Here is a 23356-nt window from a genome sequence, read left to right on the forward strand (position 1 = left end):
CGGCCCCCCCCCCCCCGGGGGGGGGGGGGGGGGGGGGGGCCCCCCCCCCCCCCCCCCCCCCCCCCCCCCCCCCCCCCGACGGTCGTGGCGGCGTTCCGCTCGGCGCCGGGAGTGTGCGGTCAGCCGGACAGCAGGAGGAGCAGGGCGGTGCAGGTGAGCAGGATCATGGCGAGCACCACCGGGAGTTGGCCCCAGCGGGCTTGCTTCGGTGGGAGCAGGCGCAGGGCTTGGTCGTGGGCTGCGGCCGTGCTTGCTATGTGGCCGAGCACGATCGCGTTGATCTGCACCATCGCCACCAGTTCCGGCGACACCAGCAGGTAGTCGATGGTGTGGTTCCGGGTGCCGAACAGGTCCAGCCCGGTGCCGAACGGGTCGCTGGCCAGGATGATCGGGATTTGGCCTTCCAGCAGGAAGAACGAGAAGTAGTGCGCGACCGCGTAGCCGAGCGCGATCGGCAGCAGCGTCGGGGCGAACCGCCTCGGCAAGCCGCGCTCCCGAGAAACCAGCCGCATCGCGACCGCGTAGAGGACCGACACGGCAGCGATCGATCCCAGCAGTCCGAGCGTGTCGCCGAGAACGCCGCTGGAGGACCAGAAGGTCGTGCGGGTGAGGCCGTCGAATCCGGTCGCGCCGATGAGCACGCACGCGACGGCAGCCAATCCCGGTTCGTCGTCGGGGCGAACGAGTCCGGCCAGCGGATTGCGCAGGATCAACATCCCGTCGCTGCGACGGGCGATCGGGCACAGCCGTGCGATCAGCGTCGCGTACACCTCGAAGCCGTCGCCGCGGGCGAACCAGCCCGCGCCGAAGAGCCGCGCCGCGACCAGGTTCACCGCCGCGTAGCCCAGAACCACACCACCAACCACGTGCGGATCGGATCGCGCTGGCAGCACGAGTTCCAGCCACGCGAAACCGGCGAGCCATCCTGCTGCGGGCCAGTGCCCCAGTCGTGAGTGGTAATGGTCGTTCTGGCAGCCATTACCACTCACGACTGATAGCAGCGAATGCAACGTCCGCAGCGGGTTGACGATCCGCCACACCGGCCCGAACAGCACGCTGAGCGGCACCAATCCGACCCAGAACGTCACGTACAGCACCCAAGGCGCGAGATTCGCCTCCGCCTCCGGCGGTCCGAACAGCGCCACCGCCACCACGACCGCAGCGAGTGCGAGCGTCAAAATCCTTGCGGCCCAACGAAGTCCGGGTGAGTCGACGAAGCGGAGGAACGATAGCGGCCGTCCGGCGTCCGGGTTCAGCCACGGCCGGGACCAGACCTGCGCGAGTGCGACGAACGACATCGCGACCGCGATTCCGCCGCCGGTGATCGCCGCAACGCCGTTCAGCGGCAGGTCGCTCCGACCGCCGAGGCCGTGCGCGAGGAAGTTCACCGCACTTCCAGACTGGGCAGGGCCAGTCCGCTGTCGTGCAGCTCAACCTCGAACACTCCGGGGATGTCCGCGCGGAATTCGACGACAGCGGGCACGCCGGGGCTCAACCGCGCGGATTTGTCGTAACCGTGCACATGCAGTTCGTCGGCCCGGTCACTGCGCACGGTCAGGCGAACCACGCGGCCGAGCGGGATTTCGAAGCGTTCTGCCGAACGGCGCACTTGTCCGCCGATGACTTCCACGTCGGCCGTGGCGACAGTCGGCGCCGATGGCGGTGCCGGTGCTTGCGGCGGTGCCGTGCAACCGGACAGCACCGCGGCCGTGAACAGCGCGGCGCATCCGATGGCAGGTGCGCTTCTCATCGGTCCTCCGTGGGCCACTCGGGTGATGTGGTCAACGTTTACATCGATCAATGTCACATTCAATGGTGACAATGTCCAGTTAGTGGTGTTCCATGCAGGTCATGACCTCGCTCATGCAGCAGCTGCCGGACACCCGCCCGGCCGGTGGGGCCGCCCTCGACCAGATCCTGATCGCCGCCGGAAGCGCGACGCTGCTCACCGCGCTCCTGCTCCTGCTCGGCCACGGCCACCGCACCGGCCGCACCAGGGTGCTGGCCCGGCTCGCCGCGCTCGCCGAGCGCTCCTGGTCGCTGCGCGGCCTGCCCGGCTGGGCAGCGCTGCCGATGCAGCTCGCCTTGGGCTCGCTGGCGCTCGCACTGCTCGGCATGTACTGGGACATCTCCCTGCACATCACGCACGGCCGCGATGCGGGTCCGCTGGCCAACATCGCGCACTACCCGATCCTGTTCGGGCTGTTCGGCCTGTTCGCTGCGGGCATGCTGGCGATCGTGCTGCCGATGGGCGAACGCCCCGGCCGCGCAGCGGTGCGGATCACCCGCGGCTGGTACGCGCCGACGGGCGGAATCCTGCTAGCCGCAGCAAGTTTCTACGCGCTGCTGGGCTTTCCGCTCGACGACATCTGGCACCGCATCTTCGGCCAGGACGTGACGCTGTGGGGCCCGACGCACCTGATGCTCATCGGCGGCGCCGGGCTCTCGCTCGTCGCGATCGCGCTGCTGGAACGGGAGGGGCGCTTCGTGCGCACCGAGCAGACCGAAACGATGCTGTCCAGCTACCTGCGCCGCGGCATGATCGCTGGTGGGCTGCTCGCCGGGTTGTCGGTCTTCCAGGCCGAGTTCGACTTCGGCGTCCCGCAGTTCCGGTTGGTGCACCAACCGCTGCTGATCGCCGTCGCCGCTGGCTGCGCACTGGTGGTCGCGCGGCTGTGGGTCGGGCGCGGCGGCGCGCTGTTCGCGGTCGGTTTCTACGTGCTGCTCCGCGGCGGGGTCTCGGTGGCGGTCGGGCCGGTGATCGGGCAGTTGTGGGCCGCCATTCCGCTCTACGTCGTCGAGGCGCTGTGCGTGGAGATCGCGGCGGTCGCCTTGCTGCGCCGCCCGCTGGCGCTGGGCGCGGTGTCCGGTCTGCTCATCGGCACGATCGGGTTCGCCAGCGAATACCTGTGGACGCAGGTGGCCTTCGTGCTGCCGTGGACGTCGGACATGGTGGTGGAGGGCGCGGGCATGGCGATCGTCGGCGGAGTCAGCGGCGGTTTGCTCGGCGCGTTGCTCGTCGGCGCGCTGCGCGGCGAGCTGCCACGGCCAGCGGTTCGACGAGTTGCCTTCGGCGGCGCCCTGCTGGCGATCGCGCTGGGCATCACCAACGGGCTGATCGGCACGGCCCCGGCCGGAGTGGCCGCGACGGTGGCGTTGGACCGGCAGACCGGTCAAGCGGAGGTGCGGTTGGATCCGCCCACCTTCGCCCAGGACCCGGCATGGCTGGCGGTGACCGGCTGGCAGGGCGGCGGCCTGCACGTCGACCGCCTGCAACCGCTCGGCGACGGCCGATACCGCACCACCCGGCCGATGCCGCTGGATGGCACGTGGAAGACGATGCTGCGGTTGCACGACGGCCGCGCGATGTTGGCGATCCCGGTGTTCATGCCCGCCGACGCGGCGCTCGGCCTGCCGGAAATCGCCGCCGACCCGCAGTTCACCCGCGACGGACAACCGGAGTGGCAGGTGTTGCAGCGGGAGACCAAACGGGATGTTCCGCCGTGGCTGTGGATCAGCGCCTCGCTGGTGGTCCTGGCTTGCTCGGTGGCGCTGGTGCTCGCGCTGGGCTGGGGCGCGCAGCGCCTCTCGCGAGCGATCTCGGGCCCGGACCGATCCCAGCACCCGGTGGTAGTCGGGCTCGCCGAGGACCCGGCGACCGCATGACCGGCGCGGCGACGGAGCTGGTCCTGGCCAGCCACCCGATCATCACGGCGATCCCGTTCTTCGTCCCGACCTTCGCGGTGGTGGCGGTGGTGGCCGTGCTCGTCTACCGGGACCGCCGCCGCAACCCGCCCGACGAAGATCAGGACTCGTGAGGCCGAACCCGTCGTCCGGTTCGTCTGGTCGCACCGCATCGCATGCCCACCGGCGGGCGAATCCGCCCAAGATCTACTGTGTGGCACTTGTCACATTTCGTCATTCCGGGCAGAGTCGTGGCGGGAGCACGACGACTAGGTGGAAGAAGGTGTTCGCCACATGGCCTCGACGACTGAACTGGCCGAATTCCGGCGAGTCCTGGCGCAGCTGCGCAGCAGCGTCAGCGCGCTGCGAGCCCGCTATGGCGACACCCCGGCCGTGCTCCGGATCCACAACGACGTGCAGCGGCTCGACATCGACATCGCCGAACTCTCCGACGTTCTGCCTGCGCAGCGACGCAGCGCCGAGTTCACCGAGAACGTGGTGATCGTGCCGGACACGCCGTACGACCCGTCGCTGTGGCGCGACGCCGACGACGAGGGGCTGGGCGGCCAGGCCAAGCAGTAGGAGGCACCTAACCCGTCCTTCAGCGGACCGGTTCGAACGTGGGCAAGGCACCCTGGCATCATGACTGGATACGGGGAGTAGCGGAACTGGTTGGGCCATTTGGTGGACTACCTGTTCCGCGACCCGTTAATCCACAATGAGCGATCTCAGGTGAGCACCGCCGGACAACCCACGACAACGAGGTCCGAGAATGTCCGCACCCCCTACCGCCGCTGGCCGGGCACGGATCTCCGTGCGCACGCTGCGAACCGACCGGTGGTGGCTGCCCCCGCTGGTCACCTTCCTGGGCCTGGCGGCCTTCGTGATCTACGGCCTGATCCGCACGTTCATGAACCAGTGGTACTGGGTGCCCGAGTACCACTACCTGGCGCCGTTCTACTCGCCGTGCCTGAGCACGGCGTGCGTGCCGGGCTCCAGCCACTGGGGTCAACCGGCCCCGGACCTGGGGCCGTTCGTGCCGCCGCCGATCTTCGTGCTGCCGTTCGTCCTCGGCTTCCGGCTGACCTGCTACTACTACCGGAAGGCATACTACCGGTCGTTCTGGGCGTCGCCACCGGCCTGCGCGGTGTCCGAGCCGCACCGCCGCTACACCGGTGAGACCCGGTTCCCGCTGATCATGCAAAACGTGCACCGCTACTTCTTCTACGCGGCGCTGATCGTGGCGGCGGTGCTCACCTACGACACGGCGATCGCGTTCCAGGGCGCCGACGGCGGTTTCGGCATCGGACTGGGCACCCTGCTGATGGTGGTCAACGTCGTGCTGCTGTGGTCCTACACGCTGTCCTGCCACTCCTGCCGACACCTGGTGGGCGGTCGGATCAACCACTTCTCCAAGCACCCCGTGCGGTACTGGTTCTGGAACAAGGTGACTTGGCTCAACGGCAAGCACATGCTGCTGGCGTGGTCGTCGCTGGTGTCGGTGGCGTTGGTGGACCTCTACGTGATGTTGGTGGCCAGCGGCGCGTTCCCGGATCCGAGACTTTTCAACTAGAAGGACGCCGATGGTGGAGATCGAGCGGCATGAGTACGACGTCGTCGTGATCGGCGCTGGTGGCGCTGGCCTGCGCGCGGCGATCGAAACGCGTTCCCAGGGTCTGCGCACCGCGGTGGTGTGCAAGTCGTTGTTCGGCAAGGCGCACACGGTGATGGCCGAGGGCGGCATCGCCGCCGCGATGGGCAACGTCAACTCGCGCGACGACTGGCAGGTGCACTTCCGCGACACGATGCGCGGCGGGAAGTTCCTGAACAACTGGCGGATGGCGGAGCTGCACGCGAAGGAAGCGCCGCAACGGGTCTGGGAGTTGGAGACCTACGGCGCGCTGTTCGACCGCACTCCGGACGGGCGGATCAGCCAGCGCAACTTCGGCGGCCACGAATACCCGCGGCTGGCGCACGTCGGCGACCGCACCGGGCTGGAACTGATCCGCACGCTGCAGCAGAAGGTCGTTTCGCTGCAGCAGGAGGACCACGCCGAGCACGGCGACTACGAGGCCCGGATCAAGGTCTACCAGGAGTGCACGGTCACCGAACTGCTCAAGGAAGACGACCGGATTTCCGGTGCGTTCGCGTACTGGCGGGAGTCCGGGCGGTACGTGCTGTTCCAGGCCCCGGTGGTCATCCTGGCCACCGGCGGGATCGGCAAGTCGTTCAAGGTGACCTCGAACTCCTGGGAGTACACCGGCGACGGGCACGCGCTGGCGCTGCGCGCCGGGGCGTCGCTGATCAACATGGAGTTCGTGCAGTTCCACCCGACCGGCATGGTGTGGCCGCCGAGCGTGAAGGGCATCCTGGTCACCGAGTCGGTGCGCGGCGACGGTGGCGTGCTGCGCAACTCCGAGGGCCGCCGGTTCATGTTCAACTACATCCCCGAGGTCTTCAAGGACAACTACGCGGACAACGAGGCCGAGGCCGACCGCTGGTACGAGGACCCGGACAACAACCGCCGTCCGCCGGAACTGCTGCCCCGCGACGAGGTGGCCCGCGCGATCAACAACGAGGTCAAGGAGGGTCGGGGTTCGGAGCACGGCGGCGTGTTCCTGGACGTGGCGACCCGGTTGCCCGCGGAGAAGATCACCCAGCGGCTGCCCTCGATGTACCACCAGTTCAAGGAACTGGCCGATGTGGACATCACCGCGGAGTCCATGGAGGTCGGGCCGACCTGCCACTACGTGATGGGCGGGGTGGAGGTCGACCCGGACACCGCGGCGTCGCGGGTGCCCGGCCTGTTCGCGGCTGGCGAGGTGGCCGGTGGGATGCACGGATCCAACCGGCTGGGCGGGAACTCGCTGTCCGACCTGTTGGTCTTCGGCCGCCGCGCGGGCACCGGCGCGGCCGAGTACCTGGCCGGTCTCGCCGATCGCCCGAAGATCAGCGAGTCCGATGTGGACGCTGCCGCGCATCGCGCGGAAGATCCGTTCTCCGCTGCTGCTTCCTCGGGCGCGGAGAACCCGTACGCGCTGCACGCCGAGTTGCAGCAGATGATGAACGACCTCGTCGGGATCATCCGCAAGGGCGAGGAGATGCAGAAGGCGTTGGACAGGCTGGCGGATCTGCGGGCGCGGGCCGAGCACTTGGCGGTGGAGGGCAACCGGCAGTTCAATCCGGGCTGGCACCTGGCCCTGGATCTGCGGAACATGCTGCTGGTCAGCGAATGCGTGGCGCGCGCGGCGTTGCAGCGCACCGAAAGCCGCGGCGGCCACACCCGCGACGACCACCCCACGATGGACTCGAAGTGGCGCCGCAAGCTGCTGGTGTGCGGCCTGGACGCCGACGGGATCGACGTCACCGAGGAATCCCAGGTGCCGATGCGCGACGACCTGCTGGCCCTGTTCCGGCCGGAGGAGTTGGGCAAGTACTACACCGAGGAAGAGCTGGCAGACGTCCAGGTGAAGGGACTCTGATGGGATACCAGGCGCACTTCCGGGTGTGGCGCGGTTCGGCCGACACCGGTGAGCTCCGCGACTACACCATCGAGGTCAACGAGGGTGAGGTGGTGCTCGACATCATCCACCGGTTGCAGGCCACCCAGTGCCCGGACATGGCGGTGCGGTGGAACTGCAAGGCGGGCAAGTGCGGCTCGTGCTCAGCGGAGATCAACGGCCGACCCCGGCTGATGTGCATGACCCGGATGTCCACCTTCGAGGAGGCCGAGACCATCACGGTCACGCCGATGCGGACGTTCCCGCTGATCAAGGACCTGGTCTGCGACGTGTCCTACAACTACACCAAGGCCCGCGAGGTCCCGGCGTTCGCGCCGCCGGAGGATCTGGAGCCCGGTGAGTACCGGATGCAGCAGGTGGACGTGCAGCGGTCGCAAGAATTCCGCAAGTGCATCGAATGCTTCCTGTGCCAGAACACCTGCCACGTGATCCGCGACCACGAGGACAACAAGAAGTCGTTCTCCGGCCCGCGTTTCCTGATGCGGGTGGCGGAACTGGAGATGCACCCGCTGGACGAGGCGGACAACCGCCCGGACGAGGCCCGCGGCGATCACGGCCTGGGCCTGTGCAACATCACCAAGTGCTGCACGGACGTCTGCCCGGAGAACATCCACATCACCGACAACGCCCTGATCCCGCTGAAGGAACGGGTGGCGGACCGCCGCTACGACCCGATCCTCCGCCTCTTCCGCCGCAACAAGGACTGAGCCGACCACGTTCAGGTGAGGAGTGAGGGGCACCCTTTACCAAGTAAGTTGGTAAAGGGTGCCCCTCACCTCATTCTCGTCACCGTGTGGTGCGACGAAGTGTGGTTGGGTTCCGCGCTTGCCCGGCCAGGTGAGGGTGTCCGGGACCGGCCTTGGGCGCTTCGCGTCAAGCTTCCTCGCGGGCACTGACCGTTGCTGGGTTTTCCTTGCCGTGTTCATCGCGGGTTACGCGGAATTCACAATGGTCGGCATGTCGGTCGCATTGGGAATTGTGTGAATTATCGACGATTGTGCCGCGTAACGCCGACCCGCTCGACAAAAGTGCAGATCGTGGCATCTTTCCATCGTCTTAATTGTCCCCAGTGGACGTCCCGGAATGGGCTGGCGGGTTTTTGCCAGGGTGCTGGAGGCTTCTGGGGCTGCCGTTATGTTCGATCGCGGCCAAGATGATTTCGGATCTTTACGGTAGCAATGCGGGGGGAGTGGTGGAGGCAGGCCATGCGGCAGGCGGGCGTCGGACCCCGACAACGACGACGTCGCCGCATCAGATGGCTTGCCGCGCCACCGGAACACCCCCGGCCTGCCGCGATGTCGCGGCAGGATCACCGGCGGGGGGGGGGGGGGGCCGCCCCCCCCCGCCGCCCCCCCCCCCCCCCCCCCCCCCCCCCGGGGGGAGGGGGGGGGGGGGGGCCCCCGCGGGGGGGGGGGGGCCCCCCCCCCCCCCCCCCCCCCCCCCCGCCACCAGCCCCTGAAGTCCTTGCAGATATCGGTCAACGCCGACCGCTGGAAATGAACATTCCCAACGGGTCCAGGTTACCGGACAGTGCACAGTGGAGTGTGAATTGTCCGGTATCCGCGTGGTTCTGGCGCTGGCGGCCAGAGGAAGTGCGGCGGACGTGCAGCAGATTCTCGTGGCATTCGACGGATTCGTACCAGCGGTGACGATCCTGTTCCCGATTGCGGTAATGGCGGGAGTTGGCTCGGCGGCGGTGCGCAAATATTCCGCGACGCGATTCGCGCCGCGCGAACCGCTGATCGACGGGGCTTTGGTGTATGCCGCGCTGTGCATCGGATATCTGGTCTTCACCCCGCAGCCGCCAGCGGCCGAACGCTTCCGGCCGGATCTCGGCAAGGACGTGTCGATGGCGCTGGCCGCGAACCCCGGCGATTCGCTGCCCTGGGTGCAGTTGGCCGGGAACCTGGTCCTGCTGCTGCCGCTCGGCGTGCTGGTTCCACAACGGGTGCTGTGGTTCGACAACATCGGCAAGATCGCGCTCGGCGGCTTGGCGGTGGCCGCCTCGATAGAACTGATCCAGTTCCTGGCCATCACCGGCCGCGTCGCGTCCACTGACGACGTCGTGTGCAACACGATCGGCGCGACCGTCGGCGGACTGGTCGTGCGCATGCCGCGCTGGCTCGCCGCCGCCCCAGTGGGGCGTCCGCAGCACAGCGCCACTGGCTACAACGACCAGACAGTGTGGCTGCTGATCGACAAGATCGAACGGGAACGGCAGCGCTACCGCGCTACGCCGATCCGGCGCCGGGTCCGTCCGGCGCGGCGGCCGGTGCTCAGCGAGCAGCGGTTGCGCTGAAACTCCCGCGCAACGGCCGGGTCAGCCCTGGAGCTTCTGGTTGCGTTCGCTCAGGGAGCGGCCGAGGTTGGCGACGTCCTGTTCCACCTTCGGGATGAGTCGGCGCAGGGTCGGCTGCATGAGCCATTCGACCAACCGCGACGAAGGCACATTGCGCAGCCAGTGCATCAGCATGATCGAGCGCGGCACGTAGATCCGGCGGCCGCGGCGCTCGACGCCGTCGGCGAAAGCCTTGGCGCACTCCTCGACGCTGGTGGTGGCGCGCATCGGCCACGGCAACCGCTTGCGCATCGCGTCGAAGCTGCTCAGGTCGTGCGCGACGTCGCGCACCATGTCGGTGTCGATCCACGACGGGTGCGCGCTGCCCACCGCCACGCCGAGGTGCGCGACCTCCGAGCGCGCAGCGCTGGCCAGGGCCTCCGCACCCGCCTTGCTCGCGGTGTAGGCGGCCATCCCGCCGATCGGGGTGAACGCCGACAGGGACGAGACCACCAGCAGGTAGCCGCGCCGGGCGATCAGGTGCGGCAGCGCGGCGCGGATGGTGTGGAAGACACCGGTGAGGTTGACGTCGATGGTTTTGGCGAACGCACGTGGATCGCTGGTGCGGATCGTGCCGATCGGTGCGATCCCCGCGTTGGCGATGACCGCATCGATGCCGCCCAACTGCTCGGCGGCGCGGGAGACCGCGGCGTCGATCGAATCGGCATCGGTCACGTCGGCCTCGGCCCAGAAGTGACCATCGCCCAGTTCCGCGGCTACCGCTTCGAGCTCGTCGGGCTCCAGGCCGACCAGGGCGAGCCGCGCCCCGCGCCGGGCCAGCTCCCGCGCGGTCTGCGCGCCGATCCCCCGCGCGGCACCGGTGATCAGGACGACCTTGCCGGACACGTTCGGCATGTGCGCTCCCAGGAGATCAAGCCAGCGAGTTATCTACCGAACAGTAGCTTACTCGCGGTAGGTTCTATCCCCAAGTGATCAGCGCGGAAGATCCGACCCAGAACAACGCGAAGGGCACCGTTGACCGTGAACGGTGCCCTTCGTCGTCGGTCGGTCAGGCGAGCGCGTTGAGCTTGTCCAGCGTCGCCTGGTCCTCGGCCACGAACTCCTCGGCCAGCGTGCGCATCTCCTGCGCCGAGCCCTCCTCCTGCTGGATGCGGGCCAGCTGTCCGGCGCTCTGCTGCAACGAGAGCATGGCCTGCTGCCACTGCTCGTCGAACTCGGCGCCGGAGAGCTGCTGCAACTCCTGCAACTGCTGCGGCGTCTGCAGGCCAGCGTCGTCGGTGTCGTCGGCCTCGTCCTCCGGAGCGCTGCCGGACTGCTGACCGGCGGCCGAGCTCAGGAACGCGTTGAGCCGGTCTACCTGCGGCTGCGCCGCCTGCTGGAGTTCGGTGGCGAGCGCCTTCACCTCGGCGCTCTGCGCGTTGCTCGCGGCCAGCCCGGCCAGTTCCAGCACCTGCTGCCGGTTGGCGAGCAGTTGCTGGGCGAACTCGCGATCCGTCTCGGTGTGCTCGCCGGTCGAACCCGCCGAGTGCCCGGTGTGCTGCTGCGCGGTCGCGGGCGGTGGCGTGCCGGGGGCCGGGGGCTGGTCGCTGGGTTCCTCGCTCGGCGTGCAGCCCGCGAGCGCGAGACCGCCGACCAGCACGGCGCCGATGATCGTGCTCCTCCGCACGTGCTTCCCCTCCAGGGTCTGGTGGACGTCGTCCCAGGGCGGCCCCGTTGATCGGTAGCGGCTGATCGCAGGTGGGCTGCCGGACCTCTTGCCCCGTAGGCTAACGGGCCCGTGCGGGCGCAGTCGCCGCAGCCCACCTGCGCTGCGCTGCCTGTCGCATTGATCTCACTGCCGGTGACGGGCCACCGCGCGATGAATAGGGTGGCTACGGCCCGGCGGAGTTCCGGTCAAAGACCAGGACTAGTATCCGCAGTCGGCAGGATCGCGACCGGCCTGCACCGCAGGACGTCGCATGTTGCCAACCGGCTCAACCGGGCCGGGGCGGGCCCCAGCCGGGTCCGAACGAGGCTTAAAGGGATCAGTGCAGGAGGCACCGTGACGGCCGTCGCGCCACAGCCGATCGCCACGCGCCCCTATCCGGTGCGCAAAACGGTCAAGGGTTCGTTCCTGGCGCGGATGTTCCGCACCACGGACCCGAAGCAGATCGGCATCCTCTACCTGGTCACGTCGATGGCTTTCTTCCTGGTCGGCGGCCTGATGGCGATGCTGATCCGGGGCGAACTCGCCGCGCCGGGGCTGCAGTTCTTGTCACAGGAGCAGTACAACCAGCTGTTCACCATGCACGGCACGATCATGCTGCTGCTGTACGCGACGCCGATCCTGTTCGGCTTCGCCAACTACATCCTGCCGCTGCAGATCGGTTCCCCGGACGTGGCGTTCCCGCGGTTGAACGCCCTTAGCTACTGGCTGTACCTGTTCGGCGGGCTGATGGTCGTCAGCGGCTTCCTGCTGCCGGGCGGTGCCGCCGACTTCGGCTGGTTCGCCTACACGCCGCTGTCCGACGCCCTGCACTCGCCGGGCCACGGCGCGGACATGTGGATCGCCGGTCTGGTCGTCAGCGGTCTGGGCACGATCCTCGGTGCGGTCAACATGCTGACCACGGTGATCTGCCTGCGGGCGCCGGGGATGACGATGTGGCGGATGCCGATCTTCACCTGGAACATCATGGTCACCAGCCTGTTGATCCTGCTGGCGTTCCCGATCCTGACGGCCGCGCTGCTTGGCCTGATGGCCGACCGCCACCTCGGTGCCCACGTGTTCGACCCGGCCAACGGCGGCGTGATCCTCTGGCAGCACCTGTTCTGGTTCTTCGGCCACCCCGAGGTCTACATCGTCGCGCTGCCGTTCTTCGGCATCGTCTCGGAGATCTTCCCGGTGTTCTCCCGCAAGCCGCTGTTCGGCTACTCCGGCCTGGTGCTGGCCACGCTGGGCATCGCGGCCCTGTCGGTGGTGGTGTGGGCGCACCACATGTACGCCACCGGCGCGGTGCTGCTGCCGTTCTTCGCGTTCACCACGTTCCTGATCGCGGTCCCGACCGGCGTGAAGTTCTTCAACTGGATCGGCACCATGTGGAAGGGACAGCTGACCTTCGAGTCGCCGATGCTCTTCAGCGTCGGCTTCCTGGTCACCTTCCTCTTCGGCGGGCTGACCGGTGTCCTGCTGGCCATGCCGCCGGTCGACTTCCACGTGTCGGACACCTACTTCGTGGTGGCGCACTTCCACTACGTGCTCTACGGCACGATCGTGTTCGCCACCTTCGCCGGGATCTACTTCTGGTTCCCGAAGATGACCGGCCGGATGATGGACGAGCGGCTGGGCAAGCTGCACTTCTGGTTGACCTTCATCGGTTTCCACACCACGTTCCTGGTGCAGCACTGGCTGGGCAACGAGGGCATGATGCGCCGCTACGCCGACTACCTGGAATCCGACGGATTCACCACGCTGAACACGATCTCCACGATCGGCGCGTTCATCTTGGGCGCCTCGATGCTGCCGTTCCTCTACAACATCTTCAAGAGCTACCGCTACGGCGAGGTCGTCGAGGTCGACGACCCGTGGGGCTACGGCAACTCCCTGGAGTGGGCCACCTCCTGCCCGCCGCCGCGGCACAACTTCACCGAGTTGCCTCGGATCCGTTCCGAGCGCCCGGCGTTCGAGCTGCACTACCCGCACATCGCGGAGCGGATGCGCCTGGAGGGCCACCTGACCCTCACCGGCAAATCCCTCGCCCACAAGCACTCGGACAAGCCAACGGTCAGCGCGTCGGAGGACGCCGAGAAGTGACCTTAGTGCTAACCGCGCACGGCAGAACTGTGCCAAGGTGGGGTTAGCTCGACGATGGGCCCCGGCGGGCTGTGCCCCGCCGGGGCCCGACGTTTGTCCGCTGCGCCGCAGAGAGGAAGAACCGCTGCCGTGAACGCGAACACCGTGCTGATCACCGTGACCGGGAAGGACAAGCCGGGGGTGACCTCCGTGCTTTTCGCCGCGCTGACCAGGCACGGTGTGGACATCGTCGACGTGGAGCAGGTGGTGATCCGAGGTCGGCTGGTGCTCGGCGTGCTGGTGGCCACCGAGCACGACCCGGAGCAGTTGCAGGAGGCGGTCGAGCAGGCGATGGCCACCGTCGGCATGACCGTCGACGTGGCGATCGGCGCCGAGGACGGCGACGGCAACCCTTCGACGCACGTCGTCGTGGTGCTCGGGCAGCCGGTGACCGCGCGGAACTTCAGCGCGGTGGCCCGCGGCCTGGCCGAGATCAACGTCAACATCGACTCCATCCGGCGGGTCGCCGACTACCCGGTGACCGGGCTGGAACTGCAGGTCAGCGCGCCCGACACGGGTGAGGATTCGGATGACGCGCTGACCTCGGCGATGGCTGACATCGCGGCCCGCACCGGGGTGGACGTGGCCGTCGAGCGCACCGGGCTGTCCCGCCGCGCCAAGCGGCTGGTGGTCTTCGACGTGGACTCCACGCTGATCCAGGGCGAGGTCATCGAGATGCTCGCCGAGCGCGCCGGTTGTGCTCAGGAGGTCCGCGAGGTCACCGAAGCGGCCATGCGCGGCGAGCTGGACTTCGCCGAATCGCTGCGGCAGCGGGTCGCGGTGCTGGCGGGCCTGCCCGCCACGGTGCTCGACGAGGTCGCCGCGGAGCTGGAACTCACGCCCGGCGCCCGGACCACCATCCGCACGCTGCGTCGGCTGGGCTTCCACACCGGCGTCGTCTCCGGCGGCTTCACCCAGATCATCGACCAGTTGGTCGACGAGCTGGGGCTGGACTTCAGCGCCGCGAACGAGCTGGAGATCGTGGACGGCAAGCTGACCGGCCGGGTGATCGGGGAGATCGTGGACCGGCCGGGCAAGGCCAAGGCGCTGCGGCGGTTCGCCGAGTCGTTCGGAGTTCCGGCGGCGCAGTGCGTGGCCGTCGGCGACGGCGCGAACGACATCGACATGCTCTCGGCGGCCGGGCTCGGGGTGGCGTTCAACGCCAAACCGGCCTTGCGGGAGGTTGCGGACACCGCGTTGTCGTACCCGTTCCTGGACACCGTGCTGTTCGTGCTCGGCGTCACCCGCGCCGAGATCGAGGCCGCGGATGCCGAGGACGGCGTGCTGCGCAGGGTGCCGTTGGACGTGTGATGTCGGGCGCCGTTCGGAATATCGGTGGCTCGGAATCGGATAATCGACATGTGTTCGGTGAAGACGTAGCTGCTGCCCAGCCGACCCGGCCGCATGGCGTGCTGGATCCGCTGATCGCCCGGTACGCCTCGTGGTTGGCGTTGCCGGAAGAGGCCACCGCGGACACCTCGGACGAGGATCCGGAGAACGTGGTCCTGATGCCGATGGTGCTGCGGATCGAGCGGCGCGAACCAGCGGACCGCACAGCGCTGCTGGAGGCTGCCGCCGCGGCGGCGATCGCGGTGTGCCTCGACGAGCGTTGCAAGCCGGGCGGGGAGTGGCACGACGCGATGCACTTCTGGATCTCCGGACGAATCCGCAAGGTGGCGCGCCGGGCACGCGGTGTGCACTGGGAGGCGGTGCAGTCGCTGCCCGGCCGCACGGTTCGAGTGGGCAATGCCGAGGTGCGGGCGTTCCTGCCGATGCGGGTGGCGGACATGCCCAAGGAGCTGAGCCGGTTGCAGATCTCGGGCAGCGAGTTGGAAGCCGACGAGCCGGGGCCGCCCGCGCCGGATGTGCCGACGCTGTGGCTGAACCCCGACGTGCCGATGAGCGCGGGAAAATCCGCGGCGCAGGTCGGGCACGCGACGATGTTCCTGGCGTCGTTGCTGCACGGCGAGGGGCTGGACGCCGAGCTGGACCGCTGGTCGGATGGCGGTTTCCGCTGCTCGGTGCGGCAGGCCGACGAGGACACCTGGGCACGCCTGCACCCGCGCGACGATGCGGAGACGGCCTGGCGCCAGCGTCGCGTGGCGGTGGTGCGCGATGCTGGCTTCACCGAAGTGGACCCAGGAACCGTGACGGTTCTCGCCCAGTGGCACTTAGTTGGTCCAAAGTGCCTTGTGCGACGGCAACTTCCGGATGACGGAAGGTAGCGAACCAGGCCCAGACATAGGCCAAGCCCGAGAATGTTTTGCAATCTTTCGATCGCTAGGTCTATTGGCGGCCTGATCGGTCGTCATGGCCACTGCATTCTCGGGCCGGTCGCCGGGTTTCCCCGGTAACTTCCAATGACACCACGGCTCGTGCGGGGACAACAGGGTCCAAAGTCCCGGTTCTGCAGTGCGCACCCGAACGACAGCTGCGCTCGTGAGTGGTTGTAGCCGCTATGACGACCATTGCCGCTCACGACTGCTTTCAGTCGTCGCCGACACCTCGGGCGGCGAGGGCTTCGCCGAGTTCGTCGGAGTGGCGCAGCGTGCGGACCAGGAACGGCACGGCGAACGCCGCGATGGAACGTTCGGCGTTGCGGGCCCGCTGCGCGTCGCGCACCTGCGTCGCGATCGTCGACAGCGCCGCGACCGCTTGCAGCGTCAGGCCCACCAGCAGCCCGATCCGTTCGGGTCGGACGCCGAGGCGCCGGGTGGGCCGCAGGCCGTGTTCCACGGCGCTGACCAGGTCGTCGACCCGAGTGGTCAGGGTGAACAGGTTCGCCGCGCCGAGCGCCGCCAGCAGTCGTAGGCACACCACCGCCGCGCGGTCGAACCCGAGCATCCACCACTGCAGCAGGAACACCAGCAGCAGCAACGGAATCAGCAGTCGGGCCGCCCGCCAGCAGCGGCGCGGCGGGATTCGGGCCACGAGGTACGCGACGACGACACCGAGCACGCAGCCCACCAGCGCCAGTGGCGAGTGCAGCACGAAGATCAGCACCGCGAATACCAGCAGCCCCAGGAACTTCCAGCCCGCGCCGAGTCGGTGCAGCGCGCTGGTGCCGGATTCGTACAGGCCGAGCGGGGTCATTCGATCAGCTTCCGGTAGTACGGGATGGCGGCGGCCGGTTCGTCGTCGGCGACCACCTCGCCCGCATCCAGCACCACGACCCGGTCGAAGCCGTCCAGCAGGTCCAGGTCGTGGGTGACCAGCACGACCTGCTGCGGTAGTCCGCGCAACACCTCGACGAAATGCCGCTTGTTGCGCAGATCGAGCAGCGTCGTCGGCTCGTCGCAGACCAGCACGTCCGGCTCCAGCACCAGCATCGAGCACAGCGCCAGCAACTGCTTCTGCCCGCCGGAGAGCTGGTGCGCCGGGTGGTCGGCGTAGCCCGCCAGCCCGTGCTGGGCCAGCACCTGCGCCGCTCGGCGCTGCCGCTCGACCTTGGTGAGACCCTGCCTGCGCAGCGAGAACGCGACGTCCTCACCGGCCGTGGGCATCACGATCTGGCTGTCCGGGTGGGTGAAGATGAAGCCGACGCGCCGCCGCACCGCGCGGCCGTTGCGCACCGGGTCCACCCCGTCGACCAGCACCCGCCCGCTGCTGGGGTGCACCAACCCGTTGATCATCCGGGCCAGCGTGGACTTGCCCGACCCGTTGGCACCGATGAACGCGACGCGCTGTTCGGCGAGCCGCAGGCTCACCCCGTCCAGCACGGTGCGTTCGTCGTAGCGGTGTCGGACTTCCTCGAACTCGATCAATCCACTCGCTCCCACATCGTGGCCACCCCGAGCCCGCCGCCGGAGGACAGCGCGGCCAAACCGATGCGCGGCTCGGCCGCCCGCACCATCCGGCTGAACAACCGAACCACCAGGACCGCGCCCGAAGCGCCCCACGGGTGGCCGAGCGCGATCGCCCCGCCGTCCGGGCTGACCAGCTGCTCGTCGATGCCCGCCGCGTCCAGGCAGGCCAGCGCCTGTCCGGCGAAAGCCTCGTTGAACTCGACGATCTCCGGGCTGTGCTGCTCGCGGAGTTCCCGCATGGCGGGCACCGCGCCCAGCCCGAGCCGGTTCGGATCGACGCCAGAGGTACGCGAGCTCAGCAGTCGCAGGCCCGGTACGCCGAGTCGGCGGCGCTGCTCTTCGGTGGTGATCAGCACCGCAGCAGCCCCGTCGCTGATCCCGCACGAGTTCGCCGCAGTCGCGGTGCCGTCCGGGGTGAACGCGGGGCGGAACCGGGCGAGCCGTTCGGCGGTGAAGCCCCGGCGCGGCCGTTCGTCCACAGTGGCGCCACCGATCGGCACCAGCTCGGCATCGAAGCGCCGTGCGTCCTGCGCGGCGATGGCACGTGCGTGGCTGCGCGCGGCGAAAACATCCTGGCGTTGTCGGGAAATCCCGGCTTCGACCGCCACCAGATCCGCCGCCGGGCCCATCTCCGGATCGCCGATCTCGGCAGGTGCGAACGGGGCTCGGCTGTAGAACTGGGGCGGCTCGCTCGCCGAACGCGGTCGCCACGCCCGCCACGGCGCGGTCGACGGGCTTTCCACGCCACCGGCCAGGAACCAGTCGCCGACTCCGGCCCGGACCATCGCGGCAGCTGTGATGATCGCGCTGAGCCCGCTCGCGCACTGCCGATCGATGGACATGCCCGGTGTCGTCTCGCCCAATCCCGCGCGCAACGCCGCCACCCGAGCCGGATTTCCGCCGGGGCCGAGCACATTGCCGAGCAGCACGTCATCCACCGCGTCCACTCCGGCATCGTCGAGGACAGCGCGCAGCACTGGCGCGGCGAGGCGGTCGACGGTCAAGTGGCGCAGCAGGCCACCGGCCTCGCCGATCGGCGTGCGCCGCGCCGCGATCACCACGGGAGTCCGGTTCACAGCGGCTCCGCGGCGAGAGTTCCGGTGCGCAGTTGCTGCGCGACGAGCGCACGGGCGGGCTTGCCGGATGCGGTTCTCGGCAGCTCCCGCACGGCCAGCCAGCGGCGGGGTCGTTGCGCCGGTTCCAGCGCTTCTCGTGCCCTGGCCCGCAGCATGCGCAGCGACGGTGGGGCGGCCGGGTCGACTTCAACGACCGCCGTGACGAGTTCGCCGAACCTGGGATGCGGCGTGGCGGAAACCAGCACGTCGAGCACGCCTTCGGCGCCGCGCAGCACCGATTCGACCGCTTCCGCGCTGACGATCCGGGCGCCGCTGTTGATCGTCGAACTGGCGCGACCAAGAACCTCCAGCGAACCGTCGGGACGCCGTACCGCGCGGTCGCCGACCGTCGACCAGCCATCCCGCGAGCGTGGCGGCACGATCATCCCGCTGTCGAGGTAGCCGTCGAAAACCAGCGCGGAGCGGACCCACAGCTCACCGACGCCGTCGACCGGATCGCGCACGTCCACCTCGACGACCGGCCGCAGCGGGCCACCCCGTCGAATCGCGATCAACGAGTGCTCGGCGGAACCGTAGTACTCGACGAGCTCGCATCCCGGAAGCACCTTGGCCAGCCGCTCCTCGATCGAATCGTCGACGCGGGCCCCGCCGCAAACCACGGTCCGCAAGCGACATTCGGCGCGCAACACCGGATCACGCTCCAAAATGGACAGAAGCGCGGCGAGCATGGCGGGAACGAGGTGGACCGCGGTGGCCCGGCGGGACGCCTCGGCGGCGTCGGTCGCAGACCACTTTTCGAGCAGCTGCACGTCGGCGCCCCCGTGCAGTGCGTGCAGCACACCGAAGAGGAACAGCGACGAGCTCAGCGGACCGGGGATGAGCACCCGATCCTGCGGCTCCAGCGCAAGGCCGAGCGCGGCGAAGCTGCGCAACCACGACCCCCGAGAACGGATCAGCACCTTCGGCGAACCGCTGCTACCCGAAGTGGTGGGGAGGTAGAACGGCGTGCGGTCGTCCCAAGTCGGGCTGATCGGCTGTACTGGCTGAAAGTCCTGTTCGTCCGGAGTGATGATCAGGTCGGGGCGGGCGTCGTCGAGGACCGCGGCTCGGTCGTGGGCGGTCCAGGTCGGTTCGATGAGCAGGGTTGCGCAGCCTGCCAGGTCGGCGCCCAGGAAGTAGATCAAGCGCGTCAGCGCGTCCCCGCCGTCGAGGGCGACTCGGGAGCCCGGCGGCATGAGTTGCGCAGCGCGGTGTACCCGCGCGAGCAACTCCGGAGCGTCCAGCGTGGTTCCGGCGTACGCGACCCGCGAAGCGGGGGAGCGGCCGAGGATCGGCAGCACGCTCAGCCCTCGGCGGTGGCGCGGCGCGCCGAGCCGGTCAGGGCCGCCGGGACGGCGCGGTGCACCGCGACGGCGACGAGGGAGACGGCGACGAGCTTCACGGCGTCGCCGGGCAGGAACACCAGGGACTGCACCGCGGCGGTGCGCAGGTCGCCGACCACCAGGCCCCAGTACGGGATGCCGATCAGGTAGTCCACCGCGACACCCGCGATGTTGGCCGCCAGCAGCACGAACAGACCCGGTTTCGGCAGGCGGCGCTGCACGATCAGGCCGACGACGACCGCTGACACCAGCCAGCCCGCCACGAATCCACCGCTGGGCCCGATGAACGGCGCGATACCGCCGCGGCCACCCGAGAGCAGCGGCAGCCCGATCGCGACCAGCGCCAGGAACAGCAGCACCGCCGCGCCGCCGCGCCGGGCGCCGAGCATGCTCCCGGCCAGCAGCGGGCCCATGTTCTGCAGCACGATCGGCACTGCGGCTCCGCCGAGGTAGAAGCCCGGGAAGATGCCGAGGACGGCGATGAATGCGGCGAAGACCACAGTCCTGGCCAGGTTCGCGGCGGGCGCGGCTTGGCGTGGTGCGGACACGGCGTCTCCCTAGCGGTTGATCGACAACATCGGCCGGTCGGCGACATTGCCGAACCGGACACCGGGACCACGCCACCGCAAAACCACCTGCGATGCGGTCGGAACCCGCCCTACCAGCGGTTCTCGTCGGATCGGGCAGCCACGGCGCGGCCCGATCAGCGCGGCGAGCCCAACCTACCCGCCAACCCCGCCGAAACAGAAAGCCCGGCGTCCCGTTGTCGATCTCCTACACCCCGGGCCGAGGTGTGCCGCGCAAGAGGTCAGGACGTGCTGGAGTCGGCTTTCGTCGCCGCGTCCAGGCGTCGCAGGGCTCCGCGCACGACCTCCGGGTCGTGGGTGGTCCAGAACGGTGGCAGCGAGGCGCGCAGGAAGCTGCCGTACCGGGCCGTGGACAGCCGCGGGTCCAGCACCGCGATCACGCCGCGATCGGCAGGGGAGCGCAGCAGTCGCCCCGCACCCTGCGCCAGCAGCAGCGCGGCATGCGTGCCCGCCACCGTGATGAACCCGTTGCCGCCGTGCTCGGACACCGCCTTCTGGCGGGCCGAGGCGAGCGGATCGTCCGGACGCGGGAACGGGATCCGGTCCATCACCACCAGTTGCAGCGAATCGCCCGGGACGTCCACGCCCTGCCACAGCGACAGGGTGCCGAACAGCGACGTCGCGGGGTGCTCGGCGAACCTGCGGACCAGCAGCGCGGTGGCGTCCTCGCCCTGGCACAGCACCGGGGTGTCGAGGCGATCCCGCAGTTCTTCCGACGCCTGCTTGGCGGCTCGCATCGAGGAGAACAGGCCGAGCGTGCGCCCCCCGGCGGCCTGCACCAGTTCGGTCAGCTCGTCCAGGTACTGCGGCGGCAGCCCGTCGCGGCCCGGCGGCGGCAAGTGCCGGGCGATGTAGAGGATGCCGCTGCGTTGGTGCTCGAACGGCGAGCCCACGTCCATCCCGGTCCACTTCGGACCGCTGGTGTCCGACGGCGGTTCCTTCTCGGTGGCCATCCCGGCGACCGGCTGGACCTGCTGCTGCGGCGGCAGGCCCCACTGCCGGGCCAGCGTGTCGAACGACCCGCCCAACGCGAGCGTCGCGGAGGTGAGAACCGTGGTGCGCTGCCCGAACAGCCGCTCCCGCAGCAGCCCGCCCACCCCCAGCGGTGCCACCCGGATACTCGGCGCGCGGTTCGGTTCCGCCGATATCCACACGACGTCGCGGTGCTTGTCGTCGTCGAAGGCATCCAGCAGCCGGACCGCGGTGTCGTGGACCTCTTCGGTGAGCGCGTGCGCCAGCTTGCGCGCCGTGCTGCCCTCGACGTCTTCCTTGCGTTCCGGGCCGAGCGCGGTGATGCAGGCCGCCGCCGCGTCGCGGGTGGCCGCAAGCGCACCGCCGAGGTCCTGCGGAAGTTCGTCCAACCGACCCGGATTCGCCGCTTGCAGCACCAGATCCAGGCCTTCGGCGGCCTCGTCGAGCCGGTCGGCGATCTCCTCGTCGATGGCCCGCCCGCAGCGCCGGGCCGCTAGCTTCACCCCGCCCGACGTCAGCTCTCCGGTGGCGGCCGAAGTGACCCGATCCACCAGGTCGTGCGCCTCGTCGACGAGGACGACGTCGTGGTCGGGCAGCACCGGCCGGTCGTCGAGCGCGTCGATGGCCAGCAGCGCGTGGTTCGTCACGACGATGTCGGCGCGTCCCGCCTCGGCCCTGGCCCGTTCGGCGAAGCAGTCGACGCCGACCGGGCAGCGGTGCACGCCGAGGCATTCCTTGGCGGTCACCGACAGCTGCCGCCAGGCGTGGTCGGTCACGCCGGGCACGAGCTCGTCGCGGTCACCGGTTTCGGTTTCGGTGGCCCATTCCTGGATCCGCCGGACCTGGCGTTCCAGCGCGGACGCCGCGAACGCGTCGAACAGGGCGCCTTCGTCGGGTTCCTCGGGTGCGTTGCCGTGCACCCGGTTCAAGCACAGGTAGTTGCGGCGCCCCTTTAGGATCGCGAAGGTCGGTCGTCGGCCGAGCGGTTCGGCGAGTGCCTTGGAAAGCCGGGGCAGGTCGCGGTCGACGAGTTGGCGTTGCAGCGCGATGGTCGCGGTGGAGACGACCACGGTGCTGCCCTCGGCGACGGCGTGCCGGATCGCCGGGACCAGGTAGGCCAGCGACTTGCCGGTGCCGGTTCCGGCCTGCACGGCGAGGTGCTCACCGGAGCCGATGGAGTGTTCGACGGCCTCGGCCATCGTGGCCTGGCCTTCCCGAGGTATGCCGCCGACCGCCTCGATCGCGATCTTCAGCAGGGTCGGCAGGTCCGGGATGTCCTGCTTCGCCTTGGCGGCCAACGGAACTTCCGGCGCGGCCCGCTCGTCCTTGTCGCCGCGAGCGAGGTCGGCGGCGATCTCCGGTGGCAGCTCGTCGTGCTCGTCGGGCTCGAACGCAACCGGGTCGGACCATCGCGGAACAGAGGTGGGCACGTCACAAGACGCTACCGCGCACCCCTGTCCACCAACGGGAGCACCGCCATTTCGCGATGCGGAATTGCGGGGTCGCAGGGTCCAAAACGTTGGTGTTGCGGCGGTGCGCACTGTGGCCTGCGGATATCGGCGTTCGACGGATTCGAGTTAACTCGAGGTTCCGGTGTTCGTGCGGTCCGCTGGGATTACCGGACGACGGGTTCGCCGATGAGGTCCACGCCCGCGGCGTCCAGTTCCGCCAGGGCCGTGTCGACCGTTTCGCGGGACACCCCCGCAGTGAGCTCCAGGAGCACCGTGGTGTCCAGGCCCGCGCGGGCGGCGTCGAGCGCCGTGGCGCGCACGCAGTGGTCGGTGGCGATGCCGACGACGTCCACGCGGCGGACGCCGTGGTCGGCGAGCCAGTCGCGCAACGGCCGGTCCCGGAAGTCGATGCCCTCGAAGCCCGAGTAGCCGTCGCTGTGTTGACCTTTCGAGAACACCGCCTCGATCGGGCCGACGTCCAGCTCCGGGTGGAACGACGCACCCGGCGTGCCCGCCACGCAGTGCCGCGGCCAGGAACGCACGAAGTCCGGCTGGTCGCTGAAGTGGGCACCCGGATCGATGTGGTAGTCGCGGGTGGCCACCACGTGGTCGTGGTCGAACCCGGCGAGGTACCGCGAAATCGCCGTCGCCACACCAGCACCACCGGCCACCGCCAGCGAGCCGCCCTCGCAGAAGTCGTTCTGCACGTCCACGATGATCAACGCCTTAGCCATCACGACTCCCTCGCT

At 69.3% G+C, this 23356-nt stretch carries 21 protein-coding genes; 10 read left to right on the top strand and 11 right to left on the bottom strand.

Annotated elements, in window-relative coordinates; translation table 11 throughout:
* Positions 1-119: 119 nt before the first annotated feature.
* Together MOQ72_RS22850 and MOQ72_RS22855 are read right to left on the bottom strand one after the other, a co-directional pair.
* Positions 120-1388: a hypothetical protein gene (locus MOQ72_RS22850; protein WP_242187259.1), complete on the bottom strand. Its 1269-nt coding sequence runs from the start codon at positions 1386-1388 to the stop codon at positions 120-122.
* Positions 1385-1750, bottom strand: coding sequence for a cupredoxin domain-containing protein (locus MOQ72_RS22855; RefSeq protein ID WP_242187262.1), 366 nt, complete (start codon positions 1748-1750; stop codon positions 1385-1387). The genes MOQ72_RS22850 and MOQ72_RS22855 overlap by 4 nt, the downstream gene beginning before the upstream one ends.
* 101 nt (positions 1751-1851) lie before the next feature.
* Between MOQ72_RS22855 and MOQ72_RS22860 the strand changes: the two genes are divergently transcribed.
* The 7 genes from MOQ72_RS22860 to MOQ72_RS22890 all read left to right on the top strand — a co-directional run bounded on the left by MOQ72_RS22860 (position 1852) and on the right by MOQ72_RS22890 (position 9504).
* On the top strand, positions 1852-3666 hold the full coding sequence (locus MOQ72_RS22860) for a hypothetical protein (protein ID WP_242187264.1): 1815 nt from the start codon (positions 1852-1854) through the stop codon (positions 3664-3666).
* Complete coding sequence (locus tag MOQ72_RS22865) at positions 3663-3818, top strand: hypothetical protein (RefSeq protein ID WP_242187273.1); 156 nt, start codon at positions 3663-3665, stop codon at positions 3816-3818. The genes MOQ72_RS22860 and MOQ72_RS22865 overlap by 4 nt, the downstream gene beginning before the upstream one ends.
* 160 nt (positions 3819-3978) lie before the next feature.
* A complete protein-coding gene (locus tag MOQ72_RS22870; RefSeq protein WP_242187275.1) occupies positions 3979-4266 on the top strand; it encodes an Rv0250c family protein in 288 nt (95 codons plus the stop codon).
* Positions 4267-4456: 190 nt separating this feature from the next.
* Entirely contained in the window at positions 4457-5257 is an 801-nt protein-coding gene (gene sdhC, locus MOQ72_RS22875) for a succinate dehydrogenase subunit SdhC (protein ID WP_242187277.1), read from the top strand.
* Positions 5258-5267: 10 nt separating this feature from the next.
* Complete coding sequence (locus MOQ72_RS22880; protein WP_242187286.1) at positions 5268-7166, top strand: fumarate reductase/succinate dehydrogenase flavoprotein subunit; 1899 nt, start codon at positions 5268-5270, stop codon at positions 7164-7166.
* A complete protein-coding gene (locus MOQ72_RS22885; RefSeq protein ID WP_242187288.1) occupies positions 7166-7912 on the top strand; it encodes a succinate dehydrogenase/fumarate reductase iron-sulfur subunit in 747 nt (248 codons plus the stop codon). The genes MOQ72_RS22880 and MOQ72_RS22885 overlap by 1 nt, the downstream gene beginning before the upstream one ends.
* A gap of 842 nt (positions 7913-8754) precedes the next feature.
* Positions 8755-9504 (top strand): VanZ family protein, encoded by a 750-nt coding sequence (locus tag MOQ72_RS22890; protein ID WP_242187290.1) that lies wholly within the window; start codon positions 8755-8757, stop codon positions 9502-9504.
* Between the two features lie 21 nt (positions 9505-9525).
* On the opposite strand, the gene MOQ72_RS22895 is transcribed toward MOQ72_RS22890, so the two are convergent.
* Positions 9526-10398, bottom strand: coding sequence for an SDR family oxidoreductase (locus MOQ72_RS22895; RefSeq protein WP_242187298.1), 873 nt, complete (start codon positions 10396-10398; stop codon positions 9526-9528).
* 154 nt (positions 10399-10552) lie between these two features.
* Positions 10553-11170 carry a DUF305 domain-containing protein gene (locus MOQ72_RS22900; protein ID WP_242187301.1) on the bottom strand — a complete coding sequence of 206 codons (618 nt, stop codon included), beginning with the start codon at positions 11168-11170 and terminating at the stop codon, positions 10553-10555.
* 375 nt (positions 11171-11545) lie between these two features.
* Between MOQ72_RS22900 and ctaD the strand changes: the two genes are divergently transcribed.
* The 3 genes from ctaD (at position 11546) to MOQ72_RS22915 (ending at position 15558) form a co-directional block, all read left to right on the top strand.
* Positions 11546-13294 carry an aa3-type cytochrome oxidase subunit I gene (ctaD, locus tag MOQ72_RS22905; protein ID WP_242187303.1) on the top strand — a complete coding sequence of 583 codons (1749 nt, stop codon included), beginning with the start codon at positions 11546-11548 and terminating at the stop codon, positions 13292-13294.
* A 129-nt stretch (positions 13295-13423) separates the two neighbouring features.
* Entirely contained in the window at positions 13424-14644 is a 1221-nt protein-coding gene (gene serB, locus MOQ72_RS22910; RefSeq protein WP_242187305.1) for a phosphoserine phosphatase SerB, read from the top strand.
* Positions 14645-14694: 50 nt separating this feature from the next.
* Positions 14695-15558: an aminoacyl-tRNA hydrolase gene (locus MOQ72_RS22915; protein ID WP_242187308.1), complete on the top strand. Its 864-nt coding sequence runs from the start codon at positions 14695-14697 to the stop codon at positions 15556-15558.
* Between the two features lie 262 nt (positions 15559-15820).
* Here the strand turns inward: MOQ72_RS22915 and MOQ72_RS22920 are convergent, their stop codons facing one another.
* The 7 genes from MOQ72_RS22920 to MOQ72_RS22950 all read right to left on the bottom strand — a co-directional run bounded on the left by MOQ72_RS22920 (position 15821) and on the right by MOQ72_RS22950 (position 23341).
* On the bottom strand, positions 15821-16426 hold the full coding sequence (locus tag MOQ72_RS22920; protein WP_242187310.1) for an energy-coupling factor transporter transmembrane component T family protein: 606 nt from the start codon (positions 16424-16426) through the stop codon (positions 15821-15823).
* Positions 16423-17097 (bottom strand): energy-coupling factor ABC transporter ATP-binding protein, encoded by a 675-nt coding sequence (locus MOQ72_RS22925; protein WP_242187312.1) that lies wholly within the window; start codon positions 17095-17097, stop codon positions 16423-16425. The genes MOQ72_RS22920 and MOQ72_RS22925 overlap by 4 nt, the downstream gene beginning before the upstream one ends.
* Entirely contained in the window at positions 17094-18215 is a 1122-nt protein-coding gene (locus MOQ72_RS22930; protein ID WP_242187313.1) for a thiolase family protein, read from the bottom strand. The genes MOQ72_RS22925 and MOQ72_RS22930 overlap by 4 nt, the downstream gene beginning before the upstream one ends.
* Positions 18212-19555, bottom strand: a complete 1344-nt coding sequence (locus MOQ72_RS22935) for a class I adenylate-forming enzyme family protein (protein ID WP_242187316.1) — start codon at positions 19553-19555, stop codon at positions 18212-18214. The genes MOQ72_RS22930 and MOQ72_RS22935 overlap by 4 nt, the downstream gene beginning before the upstream one ends.
* A 2-nt stretch (positions 19556-19557) precedes the next feature.
* Positions 19558-20145, bottom strand: coding sequence for a biotin transporter BioY (locus MOQ72_RS22940; protein ID WP_242187319.1), 588 nt, complete (start codon positions 20143-20145; stop codon positions 19558-19560).
* Positions 20146-20405: 260 nt separating this feature from the next.
* Positions 20406-22586, bottom strand: coding sequence for an ATP-dependent DNA helicase (locus tag MOQ72_RS22945; protein WP_372495515.1), 2181 nt, complete (start codon positions 22584-22586; stop codon positions 20406-20408).
* A gap of 185 nt (positions 22587-22771) precedes the next feature.
* Entirely contained in the window at positions 22772-23341 is a 570-nt protein-coding gene (locus tag MOQ72_RS22950; RefSeq protein WP_242187322.1) for a nicotinamidase, read from the bottom strand.
* Between the last annotated feature and the right edge of the window lie 15 nt (positions 23342-23356).

The sequence above is a fragment of the Saccharopolyspora soli genome, from assembly GCF_022678645.1.
Lineage (GTDB): Bacteria > Actinomycetota > Actinomycetes > Mycobacteriales > Pseudonocardiaceae > Saccharopolyspora > Saccharopolyspora soli.

Excerpts from the sequence above, each read along its gene's own strand:
- MOQ72_RS22855 (WP_242187262.1), bottom strand. The coding sequence starts at position 1,750 with ATGAGAAGCGCACCTGCCATCGGATGCGCCGCGCTGTTCACGGCCGCG.
- MOQ72_RS22860 (WP_242187264.1), top strand. The coding sequence starts at position 1,852 with ATGACCTCGCTCATGCAGCAGCTGCCGGACACCCGCCCGGCCGGTGGG.
- MOQ72_RS22865 (WP_242187273.1), top strand. The coding sequence starts at position 3,663 with ATGACCGGCGCGGCGACGGAGCTGGTCCTGGCCAGCCACCCGATCATC.
- MOQ72_RS22870 (WP_242187275.1), top strand. The coding sequence starts at position 3,979 with ATGGCCTCGACGACTGAACTGGCCGAATTCCGGCGAGTCCTGGCGCAG.
- sdhC (WP_242187277.1), top strand. The coding sequence starts at position 4,457 with ATGTCCGCACCCCCTACCGCCGCTGGCCGGGCACGGATCTCCGTGCGC.
- MOQ72_RS22880 (WP_242187286.1), top strand. The coding sequence starts at position 5,268 with ATGGTGGAGATCGAGCGGCATGAGTACGACGTCGTCGTGATCGGCGCT.
- MOQ72_RS22885 (WP_242187288.1), top strand. The coding sequence starts at position 7,166 with ATGGGATACCAGGCGCACTTCCGGGTGTGGCGCGGTTCGGCCGACACC.
- MOQ72_RS22895 (WP_242187298.1), bottom strand. The coding sequence starts at position 10,398 with ATGCCGAACGTGTCCGGCAAGGTCGTCCTGATCACCGGTGCCGCGCGG.
- MOQ72_RS22920 (WP_242187310.1), bottom strand. The coding sequence starts at position 16,426 with ATGACCCCGCTCGGCCTGTACGAATCCGGCACCAGCGCGCTGCACCGA.
- MOQ72_RS22950 (WP_242187322.1), bottom strand. The coding sequence starts at position 23,341 with ATGGCTAAGGCGTTGATCATCGTGGACGTGCAGAACGACTTCTGCGAG.